At 63.8% G+C, this 15,106-nt stretch carries 16 protein-coding genes; 12 read left to right on the forward strand and 4 right to left on the reverse strand.

The window, feature by feature from the left end:
• Nucleotides 1–3: 3 nt before the first annotated feature.
• The 7 genes from queG (at nucleotide 4) to plsY (ending at nucleotide 5,847) form a co-directional block, all read left to right on the forward strand.
• On the forward strand, nucleotides 4–1,161 hold the full coding sequence (gene queG / locus ACTJK6_RS15665) for a tRNA epoxyqueuosine(34) reductase QueG (protein ID WP_440839520.1): 1,158 nt from the start codon (nucleotides 4–6) through the stop codon (nucleotides 1,159–1,161).
• A gap of 258 nt (nucleotides 1,162–1,419) precedes the next feature.
• Entirely contained in the window at nucleotides 1,420–2,067 is a 648-nt protein-coding gene (locus tag ACTJK6_RS15670) for a chalcone isomerase family protein (protein ID WP_440817085.1), read from the forward strand.
• A 123-nt stretch (nucleotides 2,068–2,190) separates the two neighbouring features.
• Nucleotides 2,191–3,168, forward strand: a complete 978-nt coding sequence (locus ACTJK6_RS15675; RefSeq protein WP_232040871.1) for a tripartite tricarboxylate transporter substrate binding protein BugE — start codon at nucleotides 2,191–2,193, stop codon at nucleotides 3,166–3,168.
• Between the two features lie 62 nt (nucleotides 3,169–3,230).
• Nucleotides 3,231–3,707, forward strand: a complete 477-nt coding sequence (locus tag ACTJK6_RS15680; protein ID WP_440817082.1) for a methylated-DNA--[protein]-cysteine S-methyltransferase — start codon at nucleotides 3,231–3,233, stop codon at nucleotides 3,705–3,707.
• A complete protein-coding gene (gene xerD, locus ACTJK6_RS15685; protein ID WP_232040873.1) occupies nucleotides 3,704–4,639 on the forward strand; it encodes a site-specific tyrosine recombinase XerD in 936 nt (311 codons plus the stop codon). The genes ACTJK6_RS15680 and xerD overlap by 4 nt, the downstream gene beginning before the upstream one ends.
• Before the next feature lie 22 nt (nucleotides 4,640–4,661).
• Nucleotides 4,662–5,153 carry a Cys-tRNA(Pro) deacylase gene (gene ybaK / locus ACTJK6_RS15690; RefSeq protein WP_440817080.1) on the forward strand — a complete coding sequence of 164 codons (492 nt, stop codon included), beginning with the start codon at nucleotides 4,662–4,664 and terminating at the stop codon, nucleotides 5,151–5,153.
• A gap of 70 nt (nucleotides 5,154–5,223) precedes the next feature.
• A complete protein-coding gene (gene plsY / locus ACTJK6_RS15695; protein ID WP_232040875.1) occupies nucleotides 5,224–5,847 on the forward strand; it encodes a glycerol-3-phosphate 1-O-acyltransferase PlsY in 624 nt (207 codons plus the stop codon).
• Here the strand turns inward: plsY and ACTJK6_RS15700 are convergent.
• Nucleotides 5,844–6,860, reverse strand: coding sequence for a GlxA family transcriptional regulator (locus ACTJK6_RS15700; RefSeq protein ID WP_440817078.1), 1,017 nt, complete (start codon nucleotides 6,858–6,860; stop codon nucleotides 5,844–5,846). The two genes, plsY and ACTJK6_RS15700, sit on opposite strands and share 4 nt — an antisense overlap.
• A gap of 159 nt (nucleotides 6,861–7,019) precedes the next feature.
• Between ACTJK6_RS15700 and ACTJK6_RS15705 the strand changes: the two genes are divergently transcribed.
• Nucleotides 7,020–9,407 carry an acylase gene (locus ACTJK6_RS15705; RefSeq protein WP_440839521.1) on the forward strand — a complete coding sequence of 796 codons (2,388 nt, stop codon included), beginning with the start codon at nucleotides 7,020–7,022 and terminating at the stop codon, nucleotides 9,405–9,407.
• Nucleotides 9,408–9,473: 66 nt separating this feature from the next.
• On the opposite strand, the gene ACTJK6_RS15710 is transcribed toward ACTJK6_RS15705, so the two are convergent.
• Nucleotides 9,474–9,959, reverse strand: coding sequence for a YajQ family cyclic di-GMP-binding protein (locus ACTJK6_RS15710; RefSeq protein WP_440817073.1), 486 nt, complete (start codon nucleotides 9,957–9,959; stop codon nucleotides 9,474–9,476).
• A 106-nt stretch (nucleotides 9,960–10,065) separates the two neighbouring features.
• Here ACTJK6_RS15710 and murB point away from each other — a divergent pair, with 106 nt between their 5' ends.
• From murB to argG, 3 genes are all read left to right on the forward strand, one after another.
• Entirely contained in the window at nucleotides 10,066–11,094 is a 1,029-nt protein-coding gene (gene murB / locus ACTJK6_RS15715) for a UDP-N-acetylmuramate dehydrogenase (protein WP_440817071.1), read from the forward strand.
• Nucleotides 11,095–11,242: 148 nt separating this feature from the next.
• Complete coding sequence (locus ACTJK6_RS15720; protein ID WP_232040879.1) at nucleotides 11,243–11,560, forward strand: pyrimidine/purine nucleoside phosphorylase; 318 nt, start codon at nucleotides 11,243–11,245, stop codon at nucleotides 11,558–11,560.
• A gap of 42 nt (nucleotides 11,561–11,602) precedes the next feature.
• The gene (gene argG, locus ACTJK6_RS15725) at nucleotides 11,603–12,940 is read left to right on the forward strand and encodes an argininosuccinate synthase (RefSeq protein ID WP_024974876.1); all 1,338 of its coding nucleotides are present in this window, start codon (nucleotides 11,603–11,605) and stop codon (nucleotides 12,938–12,940) included.
• Between the two features lie 76 nt (nucleotides 12,941–13,016).
• Here argG and argF read toward each other — a convergent pair whose 3' ends face one another.
• Nucleotides 13,017–13,943, reverse strand: a complete 927-nt coding sequence (gene argF, locus ACTJK6_RS15730) for an ornithine carbamoyltransferase (protein ID WP_260802086.1) — start codon at nucleotides 13,941–13,943, stop codon at nucleotides 13,017–13,019.
• Nucleotides 13,944–14,311: 368 nt separating this feature from the next.
• Here argF and ACTJK6_RS15735 point away from each other — a divergent pair, with 368 nt between their 5' ends.
• Complete coding sequence (locus tag ACTJK6_RS15735; RefSeq protein ID WP_232040882.1) at nucleotides 14,312–14,635, forward strand: DUF3579 domain-containing protein; 324 nt, start codon at nucleotides 14,312–14,314, stop codon at nucleotides 14,633–14,635.
• A gap of 143 nt (nucleotides 14,636–14,778) precedes the next feature.
• Here the strand turns inward: ACTJK6_RS15735 and rpsT are convergent, their stop codons facing one another.
• On the reverse strand, nucleotides 14,779–15,045 hold the full coding sequence (gene rpsT, locus ACTJK6_RS15740; protein ID WP_004631753.1) for a 30S ribosomal protein S20: 267 nt from the start codon (nucleotides 15,043–15,045) through the stop codon (nucleotides 14,779–14,781).
• Between the last annotated feature and the right edge of the window lie 61 nt (nucleotides 15,046–15,106).

Genomic DNA, 15,106 nt, shown 5'->3' on the forward strand with positions numbered 1-15,106 from the left:
GGCATGTCCGCCACCCCCACGTCATCATCCGAAACGAACCTGGATGCACGCTTGCCAGCCGATGAGGCCGGCATGCACGCGCTTGTGGCGCAGATCCGCTCCTGGGGTGCCGAACTCGGTTTCGATGCGGTCCGCATCGCCGATGTCGACCTGTCGCACGCTGAAGAAGGGCTCCAGACGTGGCTTGCGCAGGGGTTTCACGGTGACATGGATTATATGGCGAACCATGGCATGCTCCGCGCACGCCCGGCCGAACTTGTTGCCGGAACGGTACGCGCCATCGTCGGGCGGATGCCGTATCTGCCACATCTGGCCGATCCGCGAACGGCCGGCAGCGACTGGCGCACCATCGAGTGGGACCGCCTGCGCCGCCCCGAAGACGCCACCATCTCGCTCTACGCACGTGGCCGCGACTATCACAAGGTGCTGCGCCAACGCCTGCAGAAGCTCGCAGAAAAGATTGCCGACGCCGTGGGGCCGTACGGTTTCCGCGTGTTCACCGATTCGGCGCCAGTGCTCGAAGTCGCATTGGCAACGAACGGCGGCATGGGCTGGCGCGGCAAACACACGCTGCTGCTGGACCGCGATGCGGGCTCGATGTTCTTCCTCGGGGAAATCCTCGTCGACCTGCCGTTTCCCGTTGATCCGCCCGTGGAGCCCCACTGCGGCAACTGCACGCGCTGCATCGACGTGTGCCCTACGCAGGCCATCGTCGCGCCATACACGGTGGACGCGCGCCGTTGCATCTCGTACCTGACCATCGAGCACAAGGGCAGCATCCCGGTCGAGCTGCGCCCGGCGATGGGCAACCGCGTGTACGGCTGCGACGACTGCCAGCTCATCTGCCCGTGGAACAAATTTGCCGTGCCGGCCAACCTGCCTGATTTCGACGTACGCAACGGATTGGACGCGGCCACACTGGCTGAACTCTTCCACTGGACCGACACCGAGTTCAACCAGCGTCTGGAAGGCAGCCCGATCCGCCGCATCGGCCACGAGCGCTGGCTGCGCAACATAGCCGTGGCGATCGGTAACGCGCTGCGCGCTCCCCTGCCGGATACCACGCGTGCGCAACTGATTGCCGCCTTGCAAGCACGCGCTGATGACGCATCGGAACTCGTGCGTGAACACGTGGCCTGGGCGCGGGCACAGACGACGTGAGCGCTCGCTCGGGTTAGGCACGCCAACACAGCAGGACTGTGATGTGCCTTTAATCTGCCTTTCCAAGTTGTCACGCGGATTGGTTTAAAAATCCAACAAAACGCGCGTGGCACAAAACCGCGAATACCTGCTTAACGCTCACGCCAGCGGGGCCTTATACCTCCTAGTACGCAAACGCTTGCGCATCAGGGCAGACACCAATTGTTTGCAAATAAAATATCGGGAAAATGGCGGCTTAATCTCAAACCGCCCATTTCGATGTTTTCCGCTCTTGTTCATCTCCGTTGCGCATTGCAGGCTGCTCGTGCCCGTTCATCCAGGATGGCACGCGCGTGGCGCGGCGGCGTCATGGGCGCGATGCTCTGCGCCGCGTGCGCGAGCCCGGCATGGGCAACGGTGAACGTCGAAGGTGTGCCGTTCGACGACGCCGCACGTGTGGCCGGCCGCGAACTGCTGCTCAATGGCACGGGCCTGCGTTCAGTGTTTGTCATCAAGGGCTATGTCGCAGGCTTGTACCTGCCCGAGCGCGCGAAGAACGCGGCGGTCATCCTCGGCATGAAGGGGCCGAAGCGCCTGCAGATCCACCCGCTGCGTGATGTGGGCGCCGATACGTTCATCCGCGCGCTGAACGACGGCATCCACCGCAACCAAACAGAAATTCAAATGCTGAGGCTGGCCGACCGTCTGACGCAGTTGGAAGACGCAATGCGCCAGATCGGCTCCACCAAGCGCGGCGACACCATCAACTTCGACTACGCGCCCGATGCCGGCACCACCATCAGCATCAACGGCGTGACACGCGCCAAGGCCATCCCCGGCGAAGATTTCTACCAAGCCGTGCTCAGCATCTTCATCGGCAACAGCCCGGTCGACCGCGATCTGAAAAGCGGGCTGCTCGGGACCTGACAATCTGACGATTGGCTTTTCAGGGTTTCCCCGGTTGCGGCGTCGTTGGCGTTTGCAGTTGTGCTATTCAGCAGTTTCCCCGCAAGAACGCAGAACGCACACCAAGCCACAAGGAGGATGACGATGACCAAGGGATCTCTGATCGCCAGCCTGATCGCAGCCGCTGGAACGCTGTTGTGCGGGCCGGCGCTGGCCGATAACTACCCAGCCAAGCCGCTCAAGCTGATCATTCCGTTTCCGCCGGGCGGCACCACGGACATCGTGGGGCGAGGTGTGGCCGATCAGCTTGCCAAAGTGCTGGGCCAGGCCGTGGTGGTGGAAAACAAGGGCGGCGGCGGCGGTTCGATCGGCGCCGATGCCATCGCCAAGGCCGTGCCGGATGGCTACACGATCGGCATCGCCACGGTCTCTACGCATGCCGTCAACCCGGCGTGCAACCCGAAGCTTTCGTACGACCCGCTCAAGGATTTCAAGCCGATCACCAACCTGGCTACCGTGGCCAACGTGATTGCGGTCAACCCGACCTTTCCGGCCAAGAACTACAAGGAATTTGTCGCGGCGCTGACGGCGAACCCCGGCAAATATTCGTTCGCGACATCAGGCACTTGCGGCATCGGCCACATGCTGGGCGAAGAGTTCAAGGTGTTGACCAAGACACAGATGGTCCATGTGCCGTATCGCGGTGCAGGGCCGGCATTGAACGACGTGCTGGCCAACCAGGTGCCGATCATGGTCGACAACCTGCCCTCGTCCATGCAGTTCATCAAGGGCGGCAAGCTGCGACCGATCGTGGTGGCTTGGAACAAGCGCATCGATAGCCTGCCGGACGTGCCTACGTTTGCTGAAGTCGGCCTGAAGGATGCGAACGACCCGGCGTGGTACGGACTCGTGGCGCCGGCCGGCACGCCGGACGACATCATCCGCAAGCTCAACGAAGCTTCGGTCAAGGCGCTGAAAGACCCGGGCCTGGTCGATCGATTCCGCGGTGCCGGTGCCGAGCCTGTCGGCAATACGCCGCAGCAATACACGGCCGAGATCAAACGCGAATTCGACAAGATGCGCACGTTGGTCAAGCAGCAGAACATCAAGCTGGATCAGTAACGCTGCCCGCCTTGGGGCCTGTGCTAGATTCGCAGGATTGTTTTTCAGCGCCGGCCCCTGCCATGCCATCCCCTTTTGACGCCGTTCTCGAAGCGCCCTTCGGCAAGCTGGGCGTGCGCGTGGGCAGCGGCGCCCTGCGTGAACTCGTTTACCTGCCCGACAGCACGCCCATCGTCGATTCATCGGACGCGTTGATTGCCAAGCTGGCCGGTCAGCTCGACGCGTACTACAGCGACCCACGCACGACGTTCGACATCCCGCTCGCACGCACCGGCACGGATTTCCAGCACCGCGTATGGCAGGCCATCAGCGCCATCCCGTGCGGCAGCGTCATCACCTACGGCACCATCGCGCAACAGATTGGCAGCGTGCCGCGCGCGGTCGGGCAGGCGTGCGGTGACAACTGGTTCCCGATCCTCATCCCCTGCCACCGCGTGGTAAGCGCGTCCGGCATCGGCGGGTTTTCGCACCACACGGATGGCTACCTGCTGAACGTCAAGCACTGGCTGCTACGCCACGAAGGCGTGATGCTGATATGAGAAAAGCTGCACAGAAAGACGCCGAAGCGCCGGCCCTGCCGCCGCAAAGCGCAGATGCCATCCAGCGTTTTTGCGACGCGCTGTGGCTGGAGGATGGCCTCGCCCGCAATACGCTCGATGCGTACCGGCGCGACCTCACGCTCTATGCGCACTGGCTTGCCGAACGCAGCAAATCCATCGCGGAAACCGAAGACGGCGACCTGGCCGACTACTTTGCCGCGCGCCATGCCGAGAGCCGCGCATCGTCGGCCAACCGGCGCCGCACCGTGTTCAAGCGCTTCTTCCAGTGGGCACTGCGCGAGCACGTGGTGAGCACCGATCCGTCGCGCCTGTTGCCCACCGCCAAGCAGCCGCCGCGTTTTCCGAAGACGCTTTCCGAAACGCAAGTCGAGGCGCTGATCAACGCACCGGATGTCGACACGCCGCTCGGCCTGCGCGATCGCGCGATGATCGAACTGATGTATGCCAGCGGGCTGCGCGTGTCGGAAATCGTCGCGCTGAAAACGGTGGAAGTCGGCCTGAACGAGGGCGTGGTGCGCGTGGTTGGCGGCAAGGGCGGCAAGGATCGTCTGGTGCCGTTTGGCGCCGAAGCGGGCGACTGGCTGCGGCGTTATCTGCGCGATGGCCGCACCGCGCTGCTCGGCGAGCGCACGGCTGACGCGCTGTTCGTGACCGCACGCGGCGAAGGCATGACACGCCAGGCGTTCTGGTATCTCATCAAACGCTACGCGCTGCTCGCCGACATTCACGCACCGCTGTCGCCGCACACGTTGCGGCACGCGTTTGCCACGCACCTGCTCAACCACGGCGCAGACTTGCGCGTGGTGCAGATGCTGCTCGGCCACGCGGATATTTCCACCACGCAGATCTACACCCACGTCGCGCGCGAGCGGCTGCGCACGCTGCACGCCCAGCACCATCCGCGCGGATAGCGACCGTTCCTCCCTGCCCCGTATGAGCAAGTCCAAGCACGTTTCCGAGACGCCCGCTACGCAGTTCCTCAAGGCACATGGCGTCGCTTTCACCGAACACACCTACGACTACGTCGACAAGGGCGGCACAACCGAGTCTTCGCGCCAGCTTGGCGTGGATGAGCACGCCGTCGTCAAAACGCTGGTCATGGAAGACGAGCATGCCAAGCCGCTGATTGTGCTGATGCACGGCGATTGCTCGGTCTCGACCAAGAACCTCGCGCGACAGACCGGCCGCAAGAGCGTGCAACCGTGCAAGCCCGAGGTCGCACAGCGGCATAGCGGCTACCTCGTTGGCGGCACGTCGCCGTTTGGTGTGCGCAAGGCGATGCCGGTGTATGTGGAGGCGAGCGTGCTGGAGCTGGAGCGCATCTATATCAACGGTGGGCGGCGCGGCTTTCTCGTGAGCCTCGTGCCCGGCGTGCTGACCACCTTGCTGAACGCGCAGCCCGTCAATTGTGCAAACCCCGATTGAAACGAACACGGTGGCTGGGGCACGCTTGCGCCCACGCTACAATCGCGCAGCCTGATTTCTCACATTTCATATGTCACCAGTCGTCGCAACCGTCCTTTTTGCCGTGGCCGCCTACCTGATCGGCTCGATTTCGTTTGCCGTGGTGGTCAGCCGCGCGATGGGTCTGGCGGACCCTCGCACCTACGGCTCGGGCAACCCCGGCGCCACCAACGTGCTGCGCTCGGGCAACAAGAAGGCGGCCATCCTCACGCTGCTCGGTGATGCGGCAAAGGGCTGGCTGGCGGTGTGGCTGGCGCTATTCCTGGCGCCGCGCTTTGGCGTGGACGAGACCGGCATCGCGCTGGTGGTGATCGCCGTGTTCCTGGGCCACCTGTATCCGGTGTTCCACCGCTTTGCGGGCGGCAAGGGCGTGGCCACGGCGGCGGGCATCCTGCTGGCGCTGAACGTGTGGCTGGGGCTGGCCACGCTGGCGACGTGGCTCATCATCGCCGTGTTCTTCCGTTATTCGTCGTTGGCGGCGCTGGTGTCGGCGGTGTTTGCGCCGTTCTTCTACGTGCTGATGAACGGCTTCGACTGGATTGCCGGGGCGGTTGCGCTGATGGCGGTGCTGCTGATCGCGCGCCACCGCGCCAATATCGCCAAGCTGCTGGCCGGCAAGGAAAGCCGCATCGGCGAGAAGAAAAAAGCCGCCTAATTGCGCAGCTCGGCGCGCACCGAATGCGCGCGCCGATGTTCCCCCGGTGGCCGGCCCGTGTGCCGCCGGATCAACCGCCGGAAGGCGGACATGTCCTGATAGCCGCACTGCTCGGCAATCGTCGTCAGGCTCAGCGTGCTGACTTCGAGCAGGTGGCACGCGCGCTCCACGCGCAGCCGGTGCAGCAATTGCAGCGGCGACATCCCCACCGTTTTCGTGAAATGCCGAAGCAGCGTCCGCTCGCTGGTCGAGGCGACGGTGGCGAGTTTCCCCAGATCAAACGGTTCGTGCAGATGCTGTTGCAGGTAACGGCGCGCGCGCAGCACGACGCTGTCTCGGATGGCCGGTTTGCTGCGCAGCCAGATGCCGATGGCCTCGCCGCGTGAGGGGTGATCGAGCGCCGTATTGCCCAGCGTGCGCGCAAGCCGCGCATCAGCCAGCCGCGCGACCACGCGGTGCATGAGCGCCACGCCATGCTCCATCGCCCGGGCGGTGATGACGTTGCCGCTGCTGACGATGGCCTGCGCCGGCGCGGCTTTCAGATGCGGAAAGTAGCCCTGCACCCAACCTGCGATGAGCCATGTCACCGTCAGCCGTTGGCCTGCGGGCAGCACGTCAGCCAGCATCGCCACACCTGTGAAGGGCGAGGCCACCAGCCGCCCCGCATCCAGATAACGGCGGATGGTGGCGCGCTCCACTTCGAGCAGGGCCAGACGCTGCTCCAGCGTGCCGATGTGGTCGAAATGCAGCGGGGGGACGATCAACGCAACACCGAGATGCGTGTCGTCTTCCGGTAGTGCGTCACAAGGGCACGCGAGCGTTTCTGCCGCGGCCTGCCAACGCGCCGGGTCCCGCGCGATGAGCCGCCAGCCGAACACCGGCGCCTTGGCGGCATTGGCCCGCTTGCCGCCTTGCATGGAAGCCAGCGCATTGGCCACGCCAAGCGTATCGGCGGCGGTCGCCAGCATGGAAAAAGCAACGTCCGGAAAGGTCAGCAGGTCGATTTTTGGCATGCACGAGTATAGGCGGCAGGGTCGTCTGCATGGCGATATTGACCCTAATTCTGGCGGGAATACCTCTTCCGAATAGGAATCGCCCGATTGACGATGCAACGGTGGCTGCGCACAGACGCAACCGCCCATAACAACACCGACATCAGGAGACAACGCACGATGCAGCGATTCATGCAGGGATTCGCACCGCGCGCCACGCTTGCCACGGCCGCGCTTGCGGCGCTGGCCGGCTGCGCCAGCACAGACAGCGGCTGGACCACGCCTTCGGACACCGGCCTTTCGGCCGAAATCAGCCGCACCCGCTTCGGCATTCCGCACGTCGGCGCCAACGACTACGCCAGCCTCGGCTTCGGCATGGCCTACGCCTATGCGCAGGACAACGTGTGCCTGCTCGCCGATCAGGTCGTCACCGTCAACGGCGAGCGCTCGAAGACGTTCGGGCCGGACGGCACGGTCGTGGTGTCGTTCAAGCCGGTGCCCAACACGCAAGCCGACGCCTTCTTCAAGAGTGCGTTTGACGAAGCCGGCCTGCGCGCGGGCTACGCACGGATGTCGCCTGAAGCGCGCGAGCTGCTGCGCGGCTACATCGCGGGCTACAACCGCTATCTGAAAGACACGCCAGCCGCCAACCGCCCGGGAGCCTGCCGCAATGCCGACTGGGTGCGCCCCCTCACGATGGCCGACATGATGCTGATGGGCGAAGAAAAAGCCATCCAGGCCAGCGCGGGCGCCATGCTGGCGAGCATCGTCGCGGCGCAGCCGCCGGGCGGCGCGCCTGCGTCGGCCGTCATTGCACCGCATGCCGTCGACACCGCGGCACTTGACCGCGACCTGCAACTGCGCGACATGCCGATCGGCTCCAACGGCTGGGCCTTCGGCAAGGCCGCCACGGACAACGGCCGCGGTGTGCTGCTCGGCAACCCGCACTTTCCCTGGACGAGCACCAACCGCTTCTACCAGATCCACCTGACCGTGCCCGGCAAGCTGGATGTGATGGGCGCGTCGATTGCCGCGTTCCCCGTCGTCAGCATCGGCTTCAACAAAGACGTGGCATGGACGCACACCGTTTCCACCGGTCGCCGCTTCACGCTGTTCGAGCTGAAGCTCGCCGAGGGCGATCCGACCACCTACCTGATCGACGGCAAGCCGCACAAGATGACCACACGCACGGTGGCCTTTGACGTGAAGCTGCCGGATGGCCGCATCGAACATCGCACCCACACTTTCTACAACACGGTGTACGGCCCCGTGCTGTCGATGCCTGCGGGCGGCATGCCATGGACCACGCAGAAGGCCTACACGCTGCGTGACGCTAATCGCAACAACACGCGCTCCATCGATACGTGGCTGCATATCGCGCAGGCCAAGGACGTGGCGGGCATCCGGCAGGCCATCAGCAATCTCGGCATTCCGTGGGTGAACACGATTGCCACCGACCGCAACGGCCGTGCGCTGTTTGCCGACGTGTCGACCACGCCGGATGTGTCGGCCGAAGCGCTCAAGCGTTGCGCGCCGTCTCCGCTGGCCGACAAGCTCTTCAAGGGCGTGGGATTGGTGCTGCTCGACGGCTCACGCAGCGCGTGCAACTGGCAGGTCGACCCGACATCGCCCGTGCCGGGCCTGGTGGCGCCCGCGCGCATGCCGGTGCTCGAGCGCGATGATTACGTCGCCAACAGCAACGACAGCTCGTGGTTGAGCAACCCAGCGCAGAAACTGACGGGCTTCTCACCGGTGATGGGTTCGACCGACGTGCCGCAACGCCTGCGCACCCGCATCGGCCTCATCGAGATCGAGCGTCGCCTGAACGGGACCGACGGCCTGCCCGGCAACCAGGTCAACCTGCCAAACTTGCAGGCGATGATCTTCCGCGACGCCAACCTCGCCGGCCACCTCGTGCGCAACGATCTGCTGGCCGCCTGCAAAGCCACGGCAAACCTCGACACAGTTGTGCGCGACGGCTGCGCTGCCCTTGCGGAATGGAACCTCACGGACAACGTCGACGCCCGCGCTGCGCACCTGTTCCGCGAGTTCTGGATGCGCGCCAAGGACATCCCGCATGTCTATGCGGTCGACTTCAACCCCGCTGATCCGATCCACACACCGCGCAACCTGCGCATGAGCGATGCAACCGTGCGCACGGCCGTGTTCAAAGCGCTGAAGGATGCCGTGAGCGCCGTCCGTACCGCCGGTTTTGCGCTGGACGCACCCCTGGGCACTGTCCAGGCAGCACATGCGCCAGGCGGCGACATCGCCCTGCACGGCGGTGAGGAGTACGAAGGTGTCCTCAACAAGCTGCAAAGCACGCCGATCGGGCCGAAGGGCTTGCAGGTGTATTACGGCACAAGCTACATCCAGACCGTCACGTTCGACGATCAGGGCCCGGTGGCCGATGCGCTTCTGACCTACGGGGAATCCAGCGATCCGGCTTCGCCGCATGCGTTCGACCAGATGCGCGAATTCTCTGCCAAGCGCTGGAACCGGCTGCCGTTCTCGGAAGCCGCCATTGCCGCCGATCCGGCATTGAAGGTGACCAAGCTGTCGCAGTGAAGTTTTGCCACCGCTAATGCAAACGCCCCGCTCGTGCGGGGCGTTTTGCTTGGGAGCGCGACGGGCTCAGTCGCGGAAGTTGTTGAAATCCAGCGGCGTGTCGCTCACGTCCTTGCGCAGCATGGCAATCACGCTTTGCAGGTCATCCCGCTTGGCGCCGGTCACACGCACCGCGTCGCCCTGAATGCTCGCCTGCACCTTGATCTTGCTGTCCTTGATGGTCTTGACGATCTTCTTGGCGAGGTCACCCGAGACGCCCTTCTTGATCTTGACGACCTGCTTCATCTTGTCGCCGCCAATCTTCTGTTTGTCTTGATAGTCGAGAAAGCGCACGTCGACGTTGCGCTTGGCGAGCTTGTTCATCAGCACATCGTTCACCTGGCCGATCTTGAAATCGTCATCGGCAAACAAGGTCAGTTCCTGATCCTTGTGCTCGACCCGGGAGTCCGAGCCCTTGAAGTCGAATCGCGTCGAAATCTCTTTGTTGGCCTGTTCCACGGCGTTCTTCACTTCCACCATGTTGGCTTCGCATACCACGTCAAACGACGGCATCGTGTTCTCCTTGCAGACTTGAATTCGGGTTGCTGCGGCGCCTCGCTGCGGGTGCCGCGTGCGCCCTGGCTTCTATAATCTTGGCTTTCCCAGCAGATTTGGCGCCATGGCGTTGCTCGACACGCATTATCCCCTAGGCCAGCACAACACGTTCCGTTTTGAGGCCACCGCCCGCTACGCCGCGCACGTGCGCACGCCGGAAGACATTCCCGCCGCGCTGGCCAACCCGCGCGTGCAGGGCCTGCCTGTGCTGGTGCTGGGTGGCGGCAGCAATGTCGTTCTCACGCGCGATTTCGAAGGTCTCGTGCTGCTGATGGAGATTCCCGGCATCGCCGCCGGCCAAAGCACGGTCGACGGCCGCGAAGTCCACACCGTCACCGCAGGCGGCGGCGAATCGTGGCACGGCCTGGTTGCTCACACGGTCTCACATGGCTTGCCTGGGCTGGAAAACCTCGCGCTGATTCCCGGTACGGTGGGTGCGGCGCCCATCCAGAACATCGGCGCGTACGGCGTCGAGATCAAGGACCGCTTCCAATCCCTGCGCGCCTACGACCGCCACGCCGGCGAGTTCGTCACCCTGATCGCCGCCGATTGCGCCTTCGGCTACCGCGACAGCCTCTTCAAGCGCACCGGCGCCGATCGCTACATCATCACCGAGGTCACGTTCGCCCTGCCACTCGACTGGCAGCCCGATACGCACTACGCCGAACTTGCACGCGAGTTGGCCGTGCAGAACATCGCCAGCCCGACGGCGCAGGACATCTTCGATGCGGTGGTCACCATCCGCCGCCGCAAGCTGCCCGATCCGGCCGAGATCGGCAACGCGGGCAGCTTTTTCAAGAACCCCATCGTCGATGCCGCCACGCGCGATGCGCTGGCCACGCGCTTCCCGAATCTGGTCGGGTATGCGCAGCCGGACGGCACCTACAAGCTCGCCGCCGGCTGGCTGATCGATCAGTGCGGCTTCAAGGGCCGGCAGAGCGGCGCGGTGGGCGTGTATGAAAAGCAGGCGCTGGTGCTGGTGCACCGTGGCGGCGGTAGTGCGGTCCAGTTGATGACGTTGGCGCGTGAGATCCAGGACGCAGTGCATGCGCGCTTTGGCGTACGCATCGAACCCGAACCCGTGGTCGTGTAAACAGCCCGGCGGAGGGGCTTCTTGAGCACCCTGCGCCACATCCAACGCGTCTGGATCCAGGCAGCCCTCGCCCGACGTACCCGCGGCCGACCCAATGGCCTAAAATGGCTGGTTTGACCCTACGACCACCCTTTTCGCGTTCCATTTCATGACCACCGAAACCTTTGACGGCGTCCGCCTGACCACCAAGGCCAATGTGTACTTTGACGGAAAGTGCGTCAGCCACAGCTTTACCCTGCCCGACGGCACCAAGAAGTCCGTGGGCGTGGTGCTGCCGGCCACGCTGACCTTCGGCACGGCCGCCGCCGAGATCATGGAATGCGTGGGCGGTTCGTGCGAATACAAGCTCGACGGCACCGATGAGTGGAAGACGTCCGCCGCCGGCGAAAGCTTTCAGGTTCCGGCCAACTCGAAGTTCGACATTCGCGTGACCGAGAGCTACCACTACATCTGCCATTACGCCTAAGCGCACCTGAGCGCCAGCAGCGATCATCAGAAGAGAAAGAGTATGGAAACCATCCTGCAACACGTTCCCGTCGGCCAGAAGGTCGGCATTGCCTTCTCGGGCGGTCTCGACACCAGCGCGGCGCTGCGCTGGATGAAGAACAAGGGCGCGCTGCCCTACGCCTATACCGCCAACCTGGGCCAGCCCGACGAGGAAGACTACGATGCCATTCCGCGCAAGGCCATGGAGTACGGTGCAGAGAAGGCCCGCCTGATCGAGTGCCGCCCGCAACTGGCCAATGAAGGGATTGCCGCCATCCAGGCCGGCGCCTTCCACATCAGCACCGGCGGCATCACGTATTTCAACACCACGCCGCTGGGCCGCGCCGTGACCGGCACCATGCTGGTCGCCGCGATGAAGGAAGACGACGTCAACATCTGGGGCGACGGCTCGACCTTCAAGGGCAACGACATCGAGCGCTTCTACCGCTACGGCCTGCTGACCAACCCGGCGCTGAAGATCTACAAGCCGTGGCTGGACCAGGCCTTCATCGATGAGCTGGGCGGCCGCGCCGAAATGTCGGCCTTCATGACGAAGGAAGGTTTCGGCTACAAGATGAGCGCCGAAAAGGCGTACTCGACGGACAGCAACATGCTGGGCGCCACGCACGAGGCCAAGGATCTGGAGCACCTGAACAGCGGCATCCGCATCGTCAACCCGATCATGGGCGTGGCATTCTGGAAGCCCGAAGTCGAGGTCAAGGCGGAAGAAGTGTCGGTCACCTTCGACGAAGGCCGTCCGGTCGCCGTCAACGGCCGCGAAATCGCCGACCCGGTGGAGATGTTCCTGGAGCTGAACCGTATCGGCGGCCGCCACGGCTTGGGCATGAGCGACCAGATCGAAAACCGCATCATCGAAGCCAAGAGCCGCGGCATCTACGAAGCCCCGGGCATGGCGCTGCTGCACATCGCCTACGAGCGCCTGGTGACCGGCATCCACAACGAAGACACCATCGAGCAATACCGCATCAACGGCCTGCGCCTGGGCCGTCTGCTGTACCAGGGCCGCTGGTTCGATCCGCAAGCGATCATGCTGCGCGAAACCGCCCAGCGCTGGGTAGCCCGCGCCGTGACCGGCACCGTGACGCTGGAGCTGCGTCGCGGCAACGACTACTCGATCCTGAACACCGAGTCGCCCAACCTCACCTACGCACCTGAGCGCCTGTCGATGGAGAAGGTCGAAGACGCACCGTTCAGCCCGGCCGACCGCATCGGCCAACTGACCATGCGCAACCTGGACCTGATGGACACGCGCGACAAGCTGTCGATCTACTCGAAGGCTGGCCTGCTGTCGCTGGGTACCGCCAATGCACTGCCTCAGCTCGACGGCGGCAAGAAGTAACTACCTGCCGCGTCAAAGCAAAAAGGCCGCTCCGACGCAATCGGAGCGGCCTTTTTCTATGGCGTCAGACTCGGGCTCAGTAGCGCCCGCAGAGCAGGTATTCCATCAGCGCCTTCTGCACGTGCAGGCGGTTTTCCGCCTCGTCCCACACCACGCTCTGCTTGCCGTCGATGACGGCTGCCTCGACCTCCTCGCCGCGGTGCGCGGGCAGGCAGTGCATGAACAGCGCATCGGGTTGCGCGCGCTGCATCATCGCCTCGGTCACCATCCAGTCGCCGAAGGCCTTCTTGCGCGCTTCGTTCTCGGCTTCGTAGCCCATGCTGGTCCACACGTCGGTGGTCACTAGGTGGGCGCCTTCACAGGCCTCCAGCGGGCTTTCGAACACGTGCACGAACGGGCGGCTGGAATCGGCCACCATGGCCGGATCGAGCTGGTAGCCCTTTGGTGCAGAAAAATGGAAGCGGAAGCCGAGAATCTCAGCCGCCTGGATCCACGTGTAGGCCATATTGTTGGCATCGCCCACCCACGTGACGGTCTTGCTCTTGATGGGGCCCCGCTGCTCGATGAAGGTGAAAATGTCGGCCAGCACCTGGCACGGGTGATATTCGTTGGTCAGCCCGTTGATGACCGGCACGCGAGAATGCGCGGCAAACCGTTCGATGATCTCCTGCCCGAAGGTGCGGATCATGATGATGTCGGTCATGCGGGAGATGACCTGCGCCGCGTCTTCGATTGGCTCACCGCGCCCCAGTTGGGAATCGCGCGTGTTCAGGAAGACCGCGTGGCCGCCGAGCTGGTGAATGCCGGCTTCGAACGACAGGCGCGTACGCGTGGAATTCTTCTCGAAGATCATGGCCAGCGTGCGGTCGTGCAGCGGGTGCCACGTCTCGTAGTTCTTGAACTTGGCCTTGAGGATCGCGGAACGGTCCAGCAGGTATTCGTACTCTTCCAGCGAAAAGTCCTTGAACTGCAGGTAGTGCTTGATCGAGCTTGGTGGGTTCATAAAACAACGAAGGCGGCCTGCAGATGACGCTCCGGGAACATCCCGTGACACGTCGCCCTAGCCGCCTTGCCTGTTGAAGATTCAGTCCATCATACGGGATCGCCACCCATTTGGCGAGTTTCGCGCCTGCGCGGGCGGCTACCATAAAGGCCCGGGTGAAAGGCCGATGAAAGTCTTATATAAGATATAATACTGGCTGCCTCGGATGCCCCAACCGTCCGCAAACCGGCACAACGAGCCGGCCCGTCCGGTTCATGAATCGGCAACCAGGCAGGCGCATCATCCGCACCACAAGTGCACCCCGCTCGAACGTTGCGGCACCCGCACGGTCGAAGTCGTTTGCAAATTTCCACAGCCCCACGCAGTCCATGGCAGCCAACCCTCGCCAATTCTTTATCCAGGGCGTCACCCGCGACGGAAAGACCTTCCGCCCGAGCGACTGGGCCGATCGGCTGTGCGGTGTGATGGCGCAGTTCCGCCCCGCCGGTGATAGCGGAGACCCCCGCTTCACCTACTCCCCCTATGTGCGCCCGGTCATGTCGGGTGGCATCCGCAGCGTGTTCGTCGACGAGCGCCTGCGCGACATCGAACCCAAGGCACTGGATTTCGTGCTGAACTTCGCGCACGACAACAATCTGCAGCTCGTGGAAGCCTGCATCCTGCCGGAAGGCGGCACACCCGCGAAAGCCTGATCCCGTAAAGAACGGCACCCCACTCAGCGCCTCGCACATTGGGCGCACAGAATGCAAAAAGCCCGTCCGAAGACGGGCTTTTTTATCGTCGGGGCGCGACGTTGCGTGTCGCGCCATGCCGGCTAGGCCGGCATCACCCGAACTTAGGCAGCCATTGCCTTGATGGCAGCGGACAGACGCGACTTGGCGCGCGCAGCCTTGTTCTTGTGGACGATCTTCTTGTCAGCGATGCTATCGATCGTGCTTTGGGCCGTCTTGAATGCAGCAGCGGCAGCAGTCTTGTCGCCAGCGGCCACAGCCTTGCGGACGCCCTTGATTGCGGTACGCAGACGCGAGCGCAGAGCCGAGTTGTGAGCGTTCTGAACGACGGCTTGGCGTGCGCGCTTGCGTGCTTGTGCGGTGTTTGCCATGGAAAAATCCCTGAAGAAACGGTAGCAAGCGCCCCGGGAGACACGGAAGGCCGAAGCGCGC

This window comes from Ralstonia sp. 22086 (genome assembly GCF_052045975.1).
GTDB lineage: Bacteria > Pseudomonadota > Gammaproteobacteria > Burkholderiales > Burkholderiaceae > Ralstonia > Ralstonia wenshanensis.